Below are 16,256 nucleotides of genomic sequence, written 5' to 3'. Positions count from 1 at the left end.
GTTCCCCCAGCTGATTGCCCTATGGGTTGTGCAGAGCGGCCGTATAGACCCCCGGCTAGATGGAGATTGCATGCTGAAACTGAAAAAAGTCCAGATCCTCGGCTTCAAAAGCTTTTGCGACCGCACGGAGTTAACAGTGTCGGGCACGGGCATGGCCGTGGTTGTGGGTCCGAACGGTTGCGGCAAGTCGAACATCCTGGACGCCGTGAGCTGGGTGCTCGGCGAGCAGAGTGCCAAGACGCTGCGCGGCACGCACATGTCCGACGTCATCTTTGCGGGCACGCGCGACCGCAAGCCGCTGGGCATGGCGGAAGTGACCCTGACCATGGTGGATCCCGAGTCGTACGAGGGGCCGATCCCCGTTGAGCCGGAAGTGACCGTCGACCAGGAGCCGACCGACTGGGACGAGGAGGCGTTGCGGAAGCAGCGGGCAGCCGAGTCTGACGAGATTGTCGCTGCCGAGCAGCCAGGGCAGTCGCAGGAAGAGGAAGTGGCCGATACTGCGGCGGCGCAAAATGCCCAGGCTGCGCAGGAAGGGCTTCAGGCGGTGGTCCTGAAAATCCGGCGGCGCAAGTTTCAGCGGACGTTTGCGAAGGGCGAGATCGTCATTACGCGGCGTTTGTTCAGAACGGGAGAGAGCGAGTACCTGCTGAATGGCAAGCTGTGCCGCCTGCGCGATATCCAGGACATCTTCATGGGCACGGGCCTGGGGCCGGAGAGCTACGCGATTATCGGACAGGAGCGCATCGGCCAGCTGCTGAGCTCGAAGCCACACGATCGCCGCGCCATTATCGAAGAGGCTGCGGGAATTACGCGCTTCAAGACGAAGAAGCGTCTGGCGGAGTTGCGGCTCGAATCGGCGAAGCAGAACCTGGCGCGCGTAGACGACATTTTTGAGGAAGTCACGCGTCAGATGAACTCGCTGAAGCGTCAGGCCGCTAAGGCGGAGCGTTTTGCGCAGGTTCGCGATGAACTGCGCGCCAAGCTGCGCGTTGTGCTGGCGAGCCGCATGGCGCACATGGACTCCGAGCAGGCGAGACTGGATGCGGAGATCGCGGAGCTGACGGAGAAGATCAACGTGTCGGCGGGCGAGATTGGCGATATGGAAGCCAGCCAACACACGCTGACCGAGCGCGGGTACGAGATCGAGAAGGGCGGCCAGGAGGCCCAGACGCGCGCCAACAGTGCTGCTGTCGAGCTGGAGCGAGCGGCGGCACGGGAGCGCGGCAACACTGAGCGCGTAGCCGATCTCGAAGCACGCATGGCGGCGGCGACAGCAGAGGCCGAGCAGACGCGGACGCAGTTGGCCGGGATCGTAGAGGAGCGCGCGCAGCAGCATGCGTTCCTTGAAAGCGCCTCCGGCGACGCGAGGGCATTTCATCAGAAGGTTGCGGCGCGCCAGCAGGAGGCGCGATCCGCGCAGGAGGAAGTCTTCAATGCCGAGCGGCAGCTTGAGGCGAATCGGCGGCACGTGATGCATCTGTTGACGCTGGCCGGCAATGCGCGCAACTCGACCGCGCAGGCCGAAGAGAGTCTGGCAGCGCTGGAGCGCGAGGCGGAACGGCTCGAAGCCGAGATGGGGCAGTCGCGCAACGAGCTTGAAAACCTCGGCGTACAGAGCGGACAAGCACGGCTCACGTTTGAATCTTCGACGGAGCGGCTGAAGCAGTTGGAGGGCGAGATCGCTTCGCTACGGGAGCAGTTGCAGGCGCGCCGCGCGGAAGAGAACGGAGTTCGTGCGAAGGCGAATCAACTACGCAGCGAACATGCCTCGCTGGGTGGGCGGAAGAATTCGCTTGAGTCGCTGATCAGGAACCACAGCTACTCGACTAACACGGTGCGGCAGTTGCTGAAGCCGGGCGCGTTGGGCCAGGGCATGGCTCCGGTGGGAACGCTGGCGGATTTCCTGGAAGTCAGCAGCGAGCACGAAGATGTGGTCGATGAGTTCCTGCGCGACGAGCTGAATTATCTTGTCGTCAATAGCTGGACCGCGGCTGAGCATGGCGTGAACATGCTCAAGTCGGGCGTGGATGGGCGCGCGACGTTCCTGGTGCACCCTGAGAACCCAGCGGCGCTGATGGCGCGTGTGGAAGCCGAAGAGGATGTGCGCGGCAACGGGATCGTTCCGCTGAAGGACACGATCAAGGTGCTCAACGGGTTCGGCCGCTCGCTCGAGGCGATTCTGCCGAAGCTGAAGAACGGCTACATTGTCGAAGACACCGGACTGGCGCAGCAGTTGTCAGAGCAATACACCAAGGCGTTCTTCCTCACGCCGGGCGGTGAGTGCTTCCACAACACGACGGTGACGGGCGGCAAGCCGGCGAGCGAAGGCCCGCTGGCGCTCAAGCGCGACCTGCGCGAGACAGAGAAGAAGCTCGCCGCGGTTGAAGCTGCTCTAGGCGAAGCGGAGGCACAGGCTGCTTCCCTCACCCGCACGATCGAGGACCTGACGCGCCAACTGGAAGAGCGCAGCGAAGAACGTCGCCAGGCCGAGCGCGAAATGGCCAACCAGGGCGCGGCGCTGAAACAGATGGAGTCGGAAGTACAGCGCATTGACCGACGCTTCCAGGAATGGACGCTGCAGGCGGCGCGCAACAAGGATGCTCGCGAAGCAAAACATGCCTTGATCGATCAGAAGCGGGACGAAGCTGTTCGGCTGGAGCAGCAGCACGGCGAGGCGGAGTTGTCGCTCGATGCGCAGCAGGCCGCGCTGGTTGAGATCCGGCAGAAGCGCGAAGGCTTGCAGCAGGAAGCAGCGCAGTTGACTGCCGAACTGGCTGGGCTGGAAGAGCGTCGGCGTGGCGCAGAGGCTGCCTTCCAGCGGATTGACCGGCTGCATGCGGATCTCGAACGGCGCGTGCTGGCGATCGAGCAGCAACGTGCGGCGGCCGAAGCGGAGCGCGAGCAGCGCATTCGCGAAAGCGAGACGCTGTCGGCGCGGCAGGAAGAACTGACGGCGGTTCGGGCTGAGGCGGTGGCGCAGGCACAGGCTCTTGCGGCCGAGGCACAGGAACTTCGTCATCAGCTCGCCAATCTCGAGACGCAGCTGAAGACTGGTCGCGCCGGGCTGGATCAGTTGCGTGATGACCGTGCAAATCGCGCAAGCGAGCTGGCGAAGTTGAAGTCGGACCTCGAACACCTGGAGGCAAGCTGCCTGGCAGAGGTCAACGTCGAGGCCGTGGTGCTGCGCGAAGACAAGGAGATCGCGCACATTGAAGGCGAGGCCCTGACGGCGCAGGAAGACGAGTGCCGAGGGCTCAAACAGAGAATCGAGCAGATGGGTCCGGTAAACATGATGGCGCTGGACGAATACAAGGAGACGGCCGACAGGCATGGCTTCCTTGAAACGCAGCGCAAGGACCTGATCGAGTCGATTGAGAATACGCAGGAGACCATCAAGGAGATCGATCAGATTTCGCGGCAGAAGTTCGACGAGGCGTTTGCGAAGATCAACGAGAACTTCGCCAATGTGTTCACGCGGCTCTTCCACGGCGGCCAGGCGTTCCTGCGGCTCACCGACGCGGAGAACTCGGCCGAGAGCGGACTCGACATCGTGGCTTCGCCGCCCGGCAAGAAACTGCAGAATGTGCTGCTGCTCTCGGGCGGCGAGAAGGCGCTCACTGCGATCTCACTGCTGGTCGGCATCTTCCAATTCCAACCGAGTCCGTTCTGCGTGCTCGACGAAGTGGATGCGGCGCTGGACGAAACCAATGTCGGGAGGCTTGCGGATCTTCTGCACGGACTCAGCAAGGACACGCAGTTCCTGCTGGTGACGCACTCCAAGCGCATGATGCACTCGGCAGACATGATTTACGGCGTGACCATGCAGGAGCCTGGTGTATCGAAGGTGGTGAGCGTGCAGCTCAGCCATCATGAGCCGCAGAGGGCTACCGCATAGACGCGATCAAACTTGTTCATGCATGCGCGCCGGGTTTCGTTTCCGGCGCGCTTTTCTTTTGCACAATTCGCAACGGGTTGCCTGACCTGCATACAACTGTCTCGAATCGCGGAACCATCTGATTGCGAGGGAGGATAGTTCATGGCAACGAAGAAGACAGCCAGAAAGAAATCGAGCACGAAAAAGAGCAGCGCGAAGAAGAGCAGCACAAAGAAGAGCAGTTCGAAGAAGTCGAGCGCGCGCAAGAGCACGAGCACAAAGAAGAGCTCTGCGAAGAAATCGACTGGCCGCAAGTCAGCGTCGAAGAAGTCCTCTTCTTCGCGTCGGAAGTATTCGCCGTCAGCCGGCAACGATGTGAAGCGGGAGATGCACGAGTTCAAGCGCGGCAAGCTGAAGTCAGGTCGCAGCGGCAAGAAGGTCAAGAGCCGCAAGCAGGCCATCGCGATTGGCCTGTCGGAAGCACGGCGTGAAGGCAAGAAGGTCCCACCCAAGAAGCGCGCGGCATAACGCGGCGCGCAGCCGCAGCAAAGCGGAAGGCGGCATCCGGCCAGAGTTGGATGCCGCCTGTCGACGCGCTTCAGGGAACGCGCCAGACGCTATTGCGCCATTTCGAATTTCACTGACACATCGACGTGTGACACGTCCGGCCCGGGAACGAATCTCCATTTGCGGACAGCGTCTTCCGCGGCGGGGCTCAGAGTTTTGCTGCCGCTGATGGCCTTGACATCGGTGACTTTGCCTTCGGGGTCCACGGTGGCTTCCACAGTGACTTCGCCGGTGATCTTCATGCGCTTGGCAAGCTCGGGATAAACAGGCGGAACACGCTGCTTGACGGCGCGGTCATCTGACGCGCGAGCAGGAATAGCAAGGGCAAAAAGCAAGGCAAATGCCGCAGCTTTGCAAGATGCAGTGGCAATCAAACGGAAACGCGACGGTCTCATGGACATCCTCCGCTGTAAGTGAATACGCGGAGTTCATCGGCGCACACGCTGGAAACATGAGATAAATCACAGCCCGGTCTGCGTGATCAGAGTTTTCTTAGGATTGAGCTGGGGCGGCTCCCTGAATCGCTTCGAACGTGAGGTGTTCGGCGTTGGAGTGATGCTCCTCACGCCATAGTTCGAAGAGACGGCCATAGCTCAGGGTCATGGTCTCGTGATCAGCGATACCGAGGCGCGCGGAGGTACGGTCGATCCAATCAGGCGTGCCCTCGAGCTCGGCGAAGTTGCCGATGGGGGTCTCGTCGATCACGCAGTGGCCTTCGCCGTCGCTCCACTCGCTGCGCCACTTTTCGTAGCGGAAGGCAGGTGTGAGGCCGAGAGAGCGGAATACCTCGGCGAGTGCGTTGCCGTCAGTCACCTGGGTTTCGGTCTCGATGCGATGCTTGTGGCGGTCCTCACCGGGGCGGTCGTCGGGGAGACGCTTATGGGTGAGAACAGTCTTTCCGTTGTAGCTGCGGATGCGCAGGATCTCGGTGCGGCTGCGCAACTGGCGGTCCGGCGTGTCGTAGAGCGTATTGCTCTCGAACGAGCGCGGGGTGTCGAGGTGAAAGCCGGCGGCCGGAAGGCGCTCGGCGAGGCTCGCGGGATCTTGCACGCGGAATTTGATCTCGGTTTCCACGGCTACCATCCTGTGAGTATACGGAACGGCAGGGACCAGGGAACAGGGATCAGAGAACGAAATACAGGGCACGAAGGGAAAGAGGGACAAAGGGCTCGGCTCGGCAGGCGAGAATAGAAGCAGTGAATACGCTTAGACTGCGGGTCGATCCGGCGCATTTGGAAGGTGCTCAAGCACGCGAGGAAATCGCGCGCGCGGCGGGGATTCTGCGTGCGGGCGGGTTGGTTGCGCTGCCAACGGAGACGGTGTACGGGCTGGGTGCGAATGCGCTGGATGCCGATGCTGTCGCGCGGATTTTTGCGGCGAAGCGAAGGCCGGCCTGGGATCCAGTTATTGTTCATGTGGCCGGGCCGGTTGAGAACAATCCGATGCTGGCACCGCTGGTCATTGAGATTCCGGAGGCGGCACGGAAGTTAATGGTGGCGTTCTGGCCGGGACCCCTGACCCTGCTGCTGCCGCGGTCAAAGGCGGTTCCGGATGCGGTGACGGCGGGTCGGCCGCTGGTGGGTGTCAGAATGCCGGCGCATCCAGTGGCGTTCCGGTTGATTGAAGAGGCCGGCGTGCCGGTAGCGGCGCCGAGCGCGAACCTGTTCAGCCATACCAGTCCGACGACGGGGGAGCATGTGCTGCACGATCTCGATGGCAGGATTGACGCAATTCTGGACGCGGGGCCGGCGGAACATGGCGTGGAGTCGACAGTGATCGATCCATGTCAGTCGCCGATGGTGATTTATCGACCAGGAGCGATTACGGTAGAGCAGATTCGCGCTGTCGCGGGCAAGGTGGAGGTGCATCGCGCGCCCCTGATCGAGCCGGGAGCGGAGGCTGCCGCGTTGCCGTCCCCGGGGGTCGGGATCCGGCATTACGCGCCGCGGGCGAAGCTGATTCTTGTAGAGGGATCGCCTGCGGAGTTGGAGAAAGTGGTGGGCCGGTTCGGCGCGCATCGGGTAGGAGTGATGCTACCCGCTGAGTGGGGTAATTTCGCCGGGGCAGAGGTGTTCGAGTGGGGACGATGGGATTCGATGGAAGAGCTGGCGGCTGGTTTGTATGCCGGATTGCGCGCGCTGGATCGAGCAGGGTGCGAGGTGATTGTGTGCCCCGTGCCGCCGGGCGATGGGATTGGCGCCGCCATCCGGGACCGGTTGAGGAAGGCTTCGTTTCATCCTCAGGATTGACGTTGGCTCCGGGCCCGGGAGCGGGCACCTCGTGCACCTCTGATTCGTGGGCGCGCCTAAATTCCGCCGTTTTCCCCGTGCTTGTACATGTACTTGATGGCCGATTTGAAGATAAGGACGCGCTGACGGCCCCTGACCTTCAGGGTGTGGCGGTCGTACCATTCAATGCAGCCTTCGATCTGCTCGCCATCTTCAAGGATGATGACCATAGGCGTCTGCGACTGAATCTGCTTCTGCAGGTAGAAGAGCTCTGCCTGACGGTGTTCAGTGTCTTCGTGATCCAGATGGCTATAAGCGGAGAAGCGGAACGGAGCGGCAGGGGCTGAGCGCCGGTTCTTGCGTAAAACTGGACGGTCTGCAGGCGGCAAAGATAGGCCCGTCTCGGCCATGGGAGTAAAAGTCGAACTCATACGTTCTTCCTTCCTGTACGTCTGGAAACTGCGCTGAGCCTTCGCTCACTAGGGAATCGAGAGGTAAGATGCGGTTCTTTCCTGAAGCGTGAACCAAGACCCGTAGAAAAGTAGACGGGCCAAAAGTGTGCAGATGGCATTGTTCTGCCGGAGGCACGATCTTCCCACAAGTGGGACGGTCATGGGGATGCTTGTAGTTAAAAGATGCGGGACATGGAAGTGTAGTTGCTCTATCTTACAGCCGTTAGCCGCGGGATAACGACAAAATGATGTGAATAGGACAGAGAGCGGACCGGGCAGTGATTGGGCCCGAAGGCTACCGCGATGCTTCGAGGTTGACGGCCATGGCATCGAGCGAAAGCGAGCGCAGGAGATTACGACGCATGCCGGATTCAACCTGGCCAATGGCGCGGGCGGCTCCATCGATCCAGTCGATGGTGAGGCCGGCGGCGAGGCGCTCGAGTTCGGCGGCCATGTCGATGTTGCGCATGAATTGCGGCGTGCCGGCAACGACCAGCAGCAGGTCCTCGACGAGCGCTCCCAGGGCACGGAGCAGGTTGACGGTCTTCTCCTGGCCGTCCGCGCCAGCGCGGTAGGTCTCCGTGGCGCGGAAGAGGGCAGAGTAGTCGGGATCGCGGAGTGCGGTTCGGAGGATGATGAGAGCGTCCTGGCGGCTGGCGAGGTAGGCGGCGAGGTCGAGCTTGAGAGCGCGGCCCACGGCACCCTCAGCGAGGCGAGCGACGAGCTTGCGGTCGCTGGGCTTGAGGTCCGGGCGGCGCTCGTTGAGCAGGCTTTCGATGTCAGCAGCGGGGATTGCACCGATGCGGTGCAGGATGGCGCGGGAGCGGATAGTGGGCAGCAGTTCCTGAGGGTTTTCGGCGAGGAGGATAAGGGAGGTGTGCGCGGGCGGCTCCTCCAGGACTTTGAGCAAGCTATTGGCCGCCTCTTTCATGAACGCCGAGCAGGTGAAGATGGTGAACGAGCGTTTGGCTTCGACGGGCGGACGGAAGTAGGCGGCGTGAATGACGTCGCGCACCTGGCCGAGCTTGATCATGAGCTGCGGCGGATCAGGGGGCACCACGAGAATGTCGGGGTGCGTCTGGATCATGATGCGGGTTTCGCGCTTGTCGGCGTCGCGCATATCTTCGCGCGCAGCGATGGCTTCGGCGACGCGCTCTTCGAGGTCACGGGCGGCGGCGATGCGGGTGCAGTTCTCGCAGCGTCCGCAGAAGTCGGGCAGGCCGTCGGATTCAGTGGGTTGCAGGCAGTTGACCGCCTGGGCAAGCATCAAGGCCAGCGTGTACTTCCCTGCTCCGCGAGGACCAGCCAGGATCATGGCCTGCGGAATCCGCCCCATGCGCACACCCTCGCGCAGGCGGCTAACCGTCTCCGTGTTGCCCAGGAATTCGCGGAAGCTCACTCTACGAGTCTAGTTGGTCAGGTGGTGAGGTGATCAAGTGGGCCGGTGAACTGCTGAATACTGGATCACTTGCTTGCACGTCTGGCCTCGGGCGTAAATAGATCCCGCTGATGTAGAGTGGGTTCCATGCGCAAAAGCTGGGCTTTTCTGCTTCTCCTCTGCACGCTCGCGTGCGCGCCTCAGGGCCGCGCTGAAGATACCGTCAAGAGGATTCTGAAGGCGGTGGAGCAGTGCACCCTGGATCAGCGGGGCACGCCGCCGTTCCATCTGAAGGCGACGCTTGCGCCGAGTTCTGAACGCGATAAGGATTCGGGGCGCACGGGTGAAGTGGAGATCTGGTGGAGGTCGCCGGATCAGTGGCGGCGGGAGGTTCGCTCACCGGAGTTCCACCAGGTGCAGATCGTGAACGGGTCGAAGATCTGGCAGAAGGACGAAGGCGACTACTTTCCGGAGTGGCTGCGGGAAACGGCCGACGCGATTGTGCGGCCGGTGCCCATGTCGGATGATCTGCTGGCACAGATCCGGGGAGCGGAGGTCCGCCATGAGACGGGCGGCACTTACCTGGCCTGGACGATTGCGAGCAGCAACGGGCAGGTGCAGAAGACGATGGGCGCGGGAGTCTCGATCCGGGACGACAGCGGGCTTTTGCTTAGCGCTGGCGGGTTCGGCTGGAGTGGCGAGTTCGAGGATTATGCGAAGTTCCACAAGCTGACGGTGGCGCGGACGGTGAATGTGGGGTCGCCGCAGGTGACCGCGAAGATCGTCCTGCTCGAGGACCTGAGCGTGGTGCAGGGCGGGTGGTTCGACGCAAGTGCACCGGATGGCGACGAGCCGATCAATACGGTTCTGATGAATGAGCTGACGACGCGAGAGAACCTCGTCGCTCAGAACATATCGTGGCCGATGCCGAAGGATGGGCCGCTGGAGGGCGTGCTTACTACAGAAGTGAGTATCGACAGGGCGGGCAAGGTGCGCGAGATTGGGACGATTGTTTCGGACAATCCGGCAATGAACGGCGCGGCGCACGAGCAGATTGCGGCGATGCGGTTTAAGCCTTTCGTGATTGATGGCGTAGCGGTGCAGGTGCTGTCGAGGATCACGCTGGCGTTCAAGACCGCTCGGCCGACAGGAACGGAGGCCTTTGAGAGCGCGCGCAACTACTTCGAACGCGGGCGGCAACTCGACTTCCCTTCTGGTGGAGCGGGATTTCCGTACATGCTGAAGGCGGAGTTTCAGGCGCGGTCGAGCGCGGGCTCGGTGGACACGGGACACTATGGAGATCTGTGGGTTGCGGCGGACAAGTGGCGGCGCGAGGCTACGTTTGGATCAAGCCACCTGGTGAGGGCGCGCAACGGGTCGAAGCTGTACGAGCAAGTGGACGGCCCGGACGCGCAGTTGCTGCTGCTGGTGTTTCGACTGATGGAGCCGATTCCTGCGATGGACTCGTTTGTGGAGTCGGACTGGCGGATGCAATCGGGGATGGTGGGCGATCGAAAGACTATCCGCGTGCTGAGCGGGTACGAGAGCTCGGAGGGGAAGCTTGATCCAGAGGCGCGCGGGTTCTGGTTCGATACGAACGGGAATCTTGTGAAGACGTATGGAGCGGGCATGGAAGCACTACGCTCGGAGTTTGTGAACTACCAGAACGCGCACTTGGCGCGGCGGATCGATGTGTCGCATGATGCCGCGGCGGTGATGCATATCCGGGTCACGGATATCGCCGGAGCGAGCGATTCGGTGCCGAAGAATGCGTTCGAGATAAAAGGACACGAGGTGAATAAGCAGTTCACTTCAGAGGCTCGGTGAGAGAAGCGGAAGCCGAATGCTGAAGGCAGCCCGCAATCTATTTACTATCAAGTAACATTGTCTGTTTGATTATCTACACTTGGGCGAAAGTCCCTATGAAATTTAGTATTCCATTAAGTTAAGTAAATTGAATTAGTTATCCAAAAATCACGCCTGAAAAGCGAATATATGGAGAAGCAAAAACAGGGGGAGGGGTAGCTAATTTTCTAGTAACCCCTGTCTGATACTTCAAAAGGGCCGCGCTCCCTGAACGGAGTGCAGCCCTCGATTGGAGAGTAGCGCTTGCATGGGTCGGAGTATGTGATGACGGTCACCGGCCTAAGGGGGCTAGGGGTTAGGGGTTACAAACGAAACTTGACTCCTGGGGTAAGCACGCGTTCGCGCAGGCGGGCGCCCGTCGCAGTATTGCCCAGGAATTCGCGAAAATTCACATCCCCCTAAAGCATGACGCACGGTCCGGTACCCCTTTCGATTGGCGCGATTTCTGTCTTATATACTAGTCCTTCCCCAAAAAACAGGAGGGCCAGATGCGAGTTCCGCACCTGCTGATCATCGCAATCTCCCTATGCACTTTCATCGGGCTTGCGCAGAAACCACCTCGCTCGGATGCTGGCACCGCCTCAAAGCCGCTCTCAGCCACCAGCGACCCGTGGCCTCTCACCGACCTCAATGTGCTGGTCCTAGACAAACAAAAGCAGCCGCAGCCCCAAACTGACCGGACAGCGTTTCAAATCCTGGAGGATGGAACGCCCCAAACCATTCTGTCTCTCTCCGGGTCAGACACACCGGTCTCGCTAGCCCTTCTCATTGATCTCTCCGGCTCGGCCTGCCCTGTGCAGATTGAGCCCAACGCCACCTGCAAAGGTCACGATCCGGTCATAGATTCTCTTGTGGATCTGGTCACAAGCCTGCCTTCGGGCAGTGAAGTCATGCTGGCGACCTTCTCGGATCAGGCAAATCTCAACCTCACATTTTCTCCAGCATCAGCCTTTCAGTCAGGGATCTTCGACAATCTGAAGGCGCACGGAGGGTCGGCCGTCTACGACGCGCTTGTGGCCACCGAGACCTATTTCGCGAAGAATGCAAAGTTCAAGCGGCGGGCGATTGTGCTTATTTCCGACGGCGAAGACGACGCTTCCATGCTGAACTTTGAGCAACTTCTGTTTCGAATCTCCTATCCGTCCAGCCCCATCATCTACGCCATCAACACCGCTAGTGGACATCCTGGAGACTACTCCGGCTCTGAGTTGCGGTTCAGCGCTCGAGCCCTTCGGATACTGACGGAATTCAGCGGCGGTATCGTTGCTCCGGCCTACGACAGGAAGAAGAACCCCATCGGCGTCAAGGCGATCGCCTGGGCCATCCACAACCAGTTCGCATTGCAATACTCATCGGCGAACACTTCCGGCAACGGGAAAGTCCGCAAGGTGAAGATCAGAATGCCCCAAGACACTTCAAAAGCAGCGTTGCGCTACTTTCAGCAATACGTAGCACCTATTCCCTGATCGTCCTCTACGGCGATGCCTTCCAACCATAGCCCAATGAACTTAGGCAGCTTCACCTCTGTGATGCCAAGGCACATCGCGCGGGAAAATGCAGACAATCGAAAAGATGTAAATAAGACTTGACAGCAGCTGCATATTAAAGTAAAGTTTGCTTGTCATTATGCAAAGGAGACTTGCTCATATGACATGCACGCTTTCCAATACTGCCCAACGAACCTATGTCGTTCGTACATTTGTGGGTGCACTGCTGTGCCTGGTGGTCACGACAGGCGCGAGCGTCGGATTCCGGTTCGGCCATCTGTCGGGCCCACTGGCCTACCTTGTCGCAGCCCTGCCTGCGTTCCCGATCATGGGCATGCTCGTAGTGACCGGGCTCTACCTGTCAGAGGAGAAGGACGACTTCCAGCGTGAATTGATGGTGCAATCCCTGCTGGCGGGGATCGGGCTCACTCTCGCCTCCACGACCGTGTGGGGCTACCTGGAAGACTTCGCCCACGCACCGCACCTGAGCATGGTGTGGATCTTTCCCATGTTCTGGGTGTTTACCGGGCTCGCCACACCGTTTGTGTGGATGAGGTATCGATGAGAAACCGTCTCAAGGTGCTGCGCGCGGAGAGGAACTGGTCGCAGGCCGAGCTGGCCCAGCGGCTGGAGGTGTCGCGGCAGTCAGTGAACGCGATTGAGACGGGGAAGTTCGATCCGAGTCTCACGCTGGCGTTCCGGCTGGCGCGGCTGTTCGAGATGCCGATTGAGGCGATCTTCTCGGACGAGGGGTGAAGCGAGTGATCAGTGGTCAGTGATCAGTGATCGGTGATGGGTCATCAGGTGGTCTGGTGGTCTGGTTGTCAGGTGGTCAGAAGCTGTGAACGGCAGGGGGCGCGGACTAGCCGCGCCCTTTCCGTTTGCGTTCAGAATCCGGTGCGGCTCTTCTGGCGGATGGTTCTGATTTCGGCTTCGGGGATGTGAAGGAACTCGAGGAACTCCTGATGTTCTTCGGGGGCGGAGCGCTCGAACTCGGCGTGCCAGCCGTTCATCTGGTCCTCAGTGAAGCCGCAGCCTTTCATGATGGAGACCCATTTTTCCTTGGTGATCATTTCAGCCTTTCCCAGGGCCTTGTGGCCCAGCAGTCGCAGGATTGCCTGCTGATGGGCGCGCAGGGAGCCGATTTCGGCGTCGAGTTCGACCAGGCGCCGCTGGAGCACCTTGCGCGCGTCGGTTTGGCGACCGCGCGATGCAAAGATCGCGCGTATGTCGTCGAGTGTGAGGCCGGCTTTGCGGTAGGCGCGGATTTCGAGAAGCCGCTCCGCGTCGGCCTGGCTGTAACAGCGGTAATTGCCGCCCGTGCGCGCGGGCCGGCGGATTAAACCGATCGATTCGTAGTAAAGGAGGGCGGTGCGGCTGATGCCGCATTGCCGGGCGAGTTTGGTTACCGTTAACATCGTCCATCTCCACTGTGAACCCTACAGTTATAGACAGGTCAAGAGGAGGGGGCAAGAAATTGGCGCGGGGGAATTCCTGTTAGGATTCCGTGCATGACACCCAGCCCTGAAGAACTAGCAGCGCAATACGCACAGATGAGTGAAACGGAACTCATGGAGCTGGCCCACTCCTACGATGGTTTGCTCGAGACTGCACAGGCCGCATTACGTGCGGAGTTTGCGCGACGCGGGCTCGAGCCGCCGCTGGTGCAAGACCCGGAGGAACCGGAGTTCCGTCACCTGGTGACGGTGCGGCGTTATCGTGACCTGACGGAGGCAATGGTGGGGCGTTCGCTGCTGGAATCCGCGGGTATTTCGGCCTGGATTGCAGACGAGCATATTGTGCGGATGAACTGGTTCCTATCCAACTCAGTCGGCGGCATGCGATTGCAGGTGGATGAACAGGACGAAGCGGCTGCACTGGAGATTCTGGATCAGGAAGTTCCGGCAACAATCACGTATGGCGAGGAAGAAACATATGTGCAGCCGACCTGCCCAAAGTGCGGATCGGCTGAGATCACACTGGGCGGCGGGACAGAAAGCGGTCGGTCACTTGTGGCGCTCTACGTCCTGTCGGTTCCCGTGCCGCCGCGCGAGGCGGCATGGCACTGCGAAGCATGTGGCGCAGAGTGGGTGGATGCCGAGGACAACGAGCCGACAGGCGCGTGATCGATCACCGCGCAGGCACCATGTACGCGTTCCCGAGCTGAGGTCAGATGTTGGGCCGGAGTGGAGTAGCAGGGGCTGAAAAAGCCACCATACTTTTCATCCTGCCTTGTCGGCCCGACTGAAGTCGTGCCCTTGTTTACAAAAGCGCCAATCCAAGGTTCGTTGCCTGGTCGCGCTGGATGGCGGCGGTTGCGGATGGGCTGGGACGGCGCTTGCCTGGATGCCCTATTCTTATCGTTCCCAAGGAGAAACATATTGCGACAGAAATATTCCGCCTGGTCTGTTCTCGCTGTTTTGCTCATTAGTGGTGCGTCAGTAAACCGCGCGCAATCGAATCCCGTGAGGTAGCTTCCCCCGATCACCGGATCAAGCTGCATTTCAGCGTGCAGCCGCAGAAGGGACAGGAGGCGGCGCAGAGTGGGCAGCTTGTTTATTCGGTCTCGTTCCGCGAGAAGCCGGTGTTTGAAGACTCAGCCCTTCGCCTGGAGTTGGTGAATCAGCCGCCGCTTGGCGCCGCGGTGCACATCGCGAGTACAACACCGGGTTCCGGCGTTGACGATTACCGGCTGCTCGCTGGAAAAGCTTCCTCGGTCCACGACGCTTACAACAGCCTCATCGTTCATGCGATGGAGAGCGCAAGCCCCGGGCGCAGGTTCGATATCGAGGCGCGCGTCTATAACGGCGCAGTGGCGTTTCGATACCACGTTCCCGAACAAGCTGCGCTGGCCCGCTATCAGCTCGCACAGGAGGATACCGAGTTTCGACCGGTGACGGACGCTTTTGCGTGGGCATTGCGTTTGCCTAACTACGAAAGCGCTTACGAGAGCGAGTACGTTCCGATGGCTTTGAGTGCCTTGAGCAATCAGGGCGGCGTTGCGAGCCACATTCTGAACGGCGCGCCGATGGTGATGCACCTGCCGGGCGTGGCCTGGGCTGCAGTGGGAGAGGCCTACCTTGAAGGGAATGCCGCGATGTACCTGGAGAATCCGACGGGCAGTTGGATGGGCCATTATCTGGTCAGCAGGATTTCGCCTCCGGTTAGCGAGAAAGGCAACGACGGGCACGGGCCTGCGGTGGATGCGAGCCTTCCTCACAACTCAGCGTGGCGCGTGATCCTGCTTGGCGACACGCCCGGGGAGTTAGTCGAGTCAAATGTTTTCACCGATCTCAATCCTGCGAATCGCGTGACGGACACAAGCTGGATTCGTCCTGGGAAGGCTACATGGGATTGGTGGAATGGCGATCTGGGAGCGGACGGAAAGCCGGCATACACGACGGAAAACATGAAGTATTACGTCGACTTTGCCGCGGAGTCGGGATTTCCGTACATGATGCTGGACGCGGGCTGGTCAGGCAAGGACATCTTGAAGATGCGGGGCAACGTGGATGTTCCGGAGCTGGTGCGCTATGCCGCGAAGAAGAATGTGAAGGTGTGGATCTGGCTGTATTCGAAGTATGTCGCGGCGCAGATGCAAGAAGCCTTTCCGCTCTACGAGAAGTGGGGAGTGGCCGGCGTAAAGATCGACTTTGTTCTGCGGAACGATCAGGAGGGCATCCAGTGGTATTACGACGTGGCCAAGCTGGCCGCCGAGCATCATTTGATGGTGGACTTTCATGGCGCTACCCAACCGTGGGGGATCGAAAGAACCTACCCCAACGTTTTGAACTATGAAGCGGTACTGGGGCTGGAGCAAAACAAGGCAGGGCGGAGAGATGGTCCGGTGGACCGCGCGACGTTCCCCTTCACGCGTATGTTGAGCGGGCCGATGGACTATACGCCCGGCGGCTTCAACAACGTGACTGAGGAGGAATTTGTAGCGCGTGATCTGAGTCCGATGGTGACGGGCACGCGAGCGCAACAGCTGGCGCTTTATGTCGTGCTGACAGAGCCTTTGGCGATGGTGTCCGACGCGCCTTCGGCCTATGCGAACCAGCCGGAGTTTCAGTTTCTCAAGGATGTTCCGACGACGTGGGACGCGACGCGGGTGCTCAACGGAACGCCGGGCGAGTTTGTAACGATCGCACGCCAGGCGGGCCGCGAATGGTATCTGGGGAGCTTGACGAACTGGACAGCACGGGACCTGCACGTTCCGTTGAGCTTTCTCGGGACCGGCAGTTACACGGCAGAAATCTATGAAGATGGTGGGGATGCCGAGCAACGTCCGAAGCACGTGACGATCCGCAAGCAGAAGGTATCGGCCGGCGAGACGCTCACGTTGCATCTGGCAGGCGGGGGCGGCTGCGCGATTCGGTTTATCCCGGGAAGTTAGTGGCC

Annotated in this window: 14 protein-coding genes; 9 read left to right on the top strand and 5 right to left on the bottom strand. The window is 60.5% G+C overall.

Annotated elements, in window-relative coordinates:
- Nucleotides 1–70: 70 nt before the first annotated feature.
- Nucleotides 71–3,898 (top strand): chromosome segregation protein SMC, encoded by a 3,828-nt coding sequence (gene smc / locus MOP44_RS16830; RefSeq protein ID WP_260791377.1) that lies wholly within the window; start codon nt 71–73, stop codon nt 3,896–3,898.
- Nucleotides 3,899–4,039: 141 nt separating this feature from the next.
- Entirely contained in the window at nt 4,040–4,405 is a 366-nt protein-coding gene (locus MOP44_RS16825; protein ID WP_260791376.1) for a DUF6496 domain-containing protein, read from the top strand.
- Between the two features lie 89 nt (nt 4,406–4,494).
- Here the strand turns inward: MOP44_RS16825 and MOP44_RS16820 are convergent, their stop codons facing one another.
- On the bottom strand, nt 4,495–4,839 hold the full coding sequence (locus MOP44_RS16820) for an energy transducer TonB (RefSeq protein ID WP_260791375.1): 345 nt from the start codon (nt 4,837–4,839) through the stop codon (nt 4,495–4,497).
- Between the two features lie 97 nt (nt 4,840–4,936).
- Complete coding sequence (locus MOP44_RS16815) at nt 4,937–5,527, bottom strand: class IV adenylate cyclase (protein ID WP_260791374.1); 591 nt, start codon at nt 5,525–5,527, stop codon at nt 4,937–4,939.
- Between the two features lie 113 nt (nt 5,528–5,640).
- Between MOP44_RS16815 and MOP44_RS16810 the strand changes: the two genes are divergently transcribed.
- Nucleotides 5,641–6,693: an L-threonylcarbamoyladenylate synthase gene (locus MOP44_RS16810; RefSeq protein ID WP_260791373.1), complete on the top strand. Its 1,053-nt coding sequence runs from the start codon at nt 5,641–5,643 to the stop codon at nt 6,691–6,693.
- Nucleotides 6,694–6,749: 56 nt separating this feature from the next.
- Here MOP44_RS16810 and MOP44_RS16805 read toward each other — a convergent pair whose 3' ends face one another.
- The gene (locus MOP44_RS16805) at nt 6,750–7,103 is read right to left on the bottom strand and encodes an RNA chaperone Hfq (RefSeq protein ID WP_260791372.1); all 354 of its coding nucleotides are present in this window, start codon (nt 7,101–7,103) and stop codon (nt 6,750–6,752) included.
- Nucleotides 7,104–7,419: 316 nt separating this feature from the next.
- Nucleotides 7,420–8,523: a DNA polymerase III subunit gene (locus MOP44_RS16800; protein WP_260791370.1), complete on the bottom strand. Its 1,104-nt coding sequence runs from the start codon at nt 8,521–8,523 to the stop codon at nt 7,420–7,422.
- A 126-nt stretch (nt 8,524–8,649) separates the two neighbouring features.
- Between MOP44_RS16800 and MOP44_RS16795 the strand changes: the two genes are divergently transcribed.
- The 4 genes from MOP44_RS16795 to MOP44_RS16780 all read left to right on the top strand — a co-directional run bounded on the left by MOP44_RS16795 (nt 8,650) and on the right by MOP44_RS16780 (nt 12,611).
- Entirely contained in the window at nt 8,650–10,329 is a 1,680-nt protein-coding gene (locus tag MOP44_RS16795; protein WP_260791369.1) for an energy transducer TonB, read from the top strand.
- Nucleotides 10,330–10,856: 527 nt separating this feature from the next.
- Nucleotides 10,857–11,834 (top strand): VWA domain-containing protein, encoded by a 978-nt coding sequence (locus MOP44_RS16790; protein ID WP_260791368.1) that lies wholly within the window; start codon nt 10,857–10,859, stop codon nt 11,832–11,834.
- A gap of 181 nt (nt 11,835–12,015) precedes the next feature.
- Complete coding sequence (locus tag MOP44_RS16785) at nt 12,016–12,420, top strand: hypothetical protein (protein WP_260791367.1); 405 nt, start codon at nt 12,016–12,018, stop codon at nt 12,418–12,420.
- A complete protein-coding gene (locus tag MOP44_RS16780; protein WP_260791366.1) occupies nt 12,417–12,611 on the top strand; it encodes a helix-turn-helix transcriptional regulator in 195 nt (64 codons plus the stop codon). Before MOP44_RS16785 ends, MOP44_RS16780 begins: the two co-directional genes overlap by 4 nt.
- 131 nt (nt 12,612–12,742) lie before the next feature.
- On the opposite strand, the gene MOP44_RS16775 is transcribed toward MOP44_RS16780, so the two are convergent.
- Complete coding sequence (locus tag MOP44_RS16775) at nt 12,743–13,273, bottom strand: MerR family transcriptional regulator (RefSeq protein WP_260791365.1); 531 nt, start codon at nt 13,271–13,273, stop codon at nt 12,743–12,745.
- Nucleotides 13,274–13,366: 93 nt separating this feature from the next.
- Here MOP44_RS16775 and MOP44_RS16770 point away from each other — a divergent pair, with 93 nt between their 5' ends.
- Both MOP44_RS16770 and MOP44_RS16765 read left to right on the top strand, forming a co-directional pair.
- On the top strand, nt 13,367–13,981 hold the full coding sequence (locus MOP44_RS16770) for a putative signal transducing protein (RefSeq protein ID WP_260791364.1): 615 nt from the start codon (nt 13,367–13,369) through the stop codon (nt 13,979–13,981).
- Nucleotides 13,982–14,310: 329 nt separating this feature from the next.
- Entirely contained in the window at nt 14,311–16,251 is a 1,941-nt protein-coding gene (locus MOP44_RS16765) for a glycoside hydrolase family 97 protein (protein WP_260796667.1), read from the top strand.
- Nucleotides 16,252–16,256 lie beyond the last annotated feature (5 nt).

Origin of the sequence: Occallatibacter riparius, assembly GCF_025264625.1 — a bacterium.
GTDB lineage: Bacteria > Acidobacteriota > Terriglobia > Terriglobales > Acidobacteriaceae > Telmatobacter > Telmatobacter riparius.
Note: the sequence above shows the minus strand (reverse complement) of the source record. Positions and strands in the feature narration are given on the sequence as shown.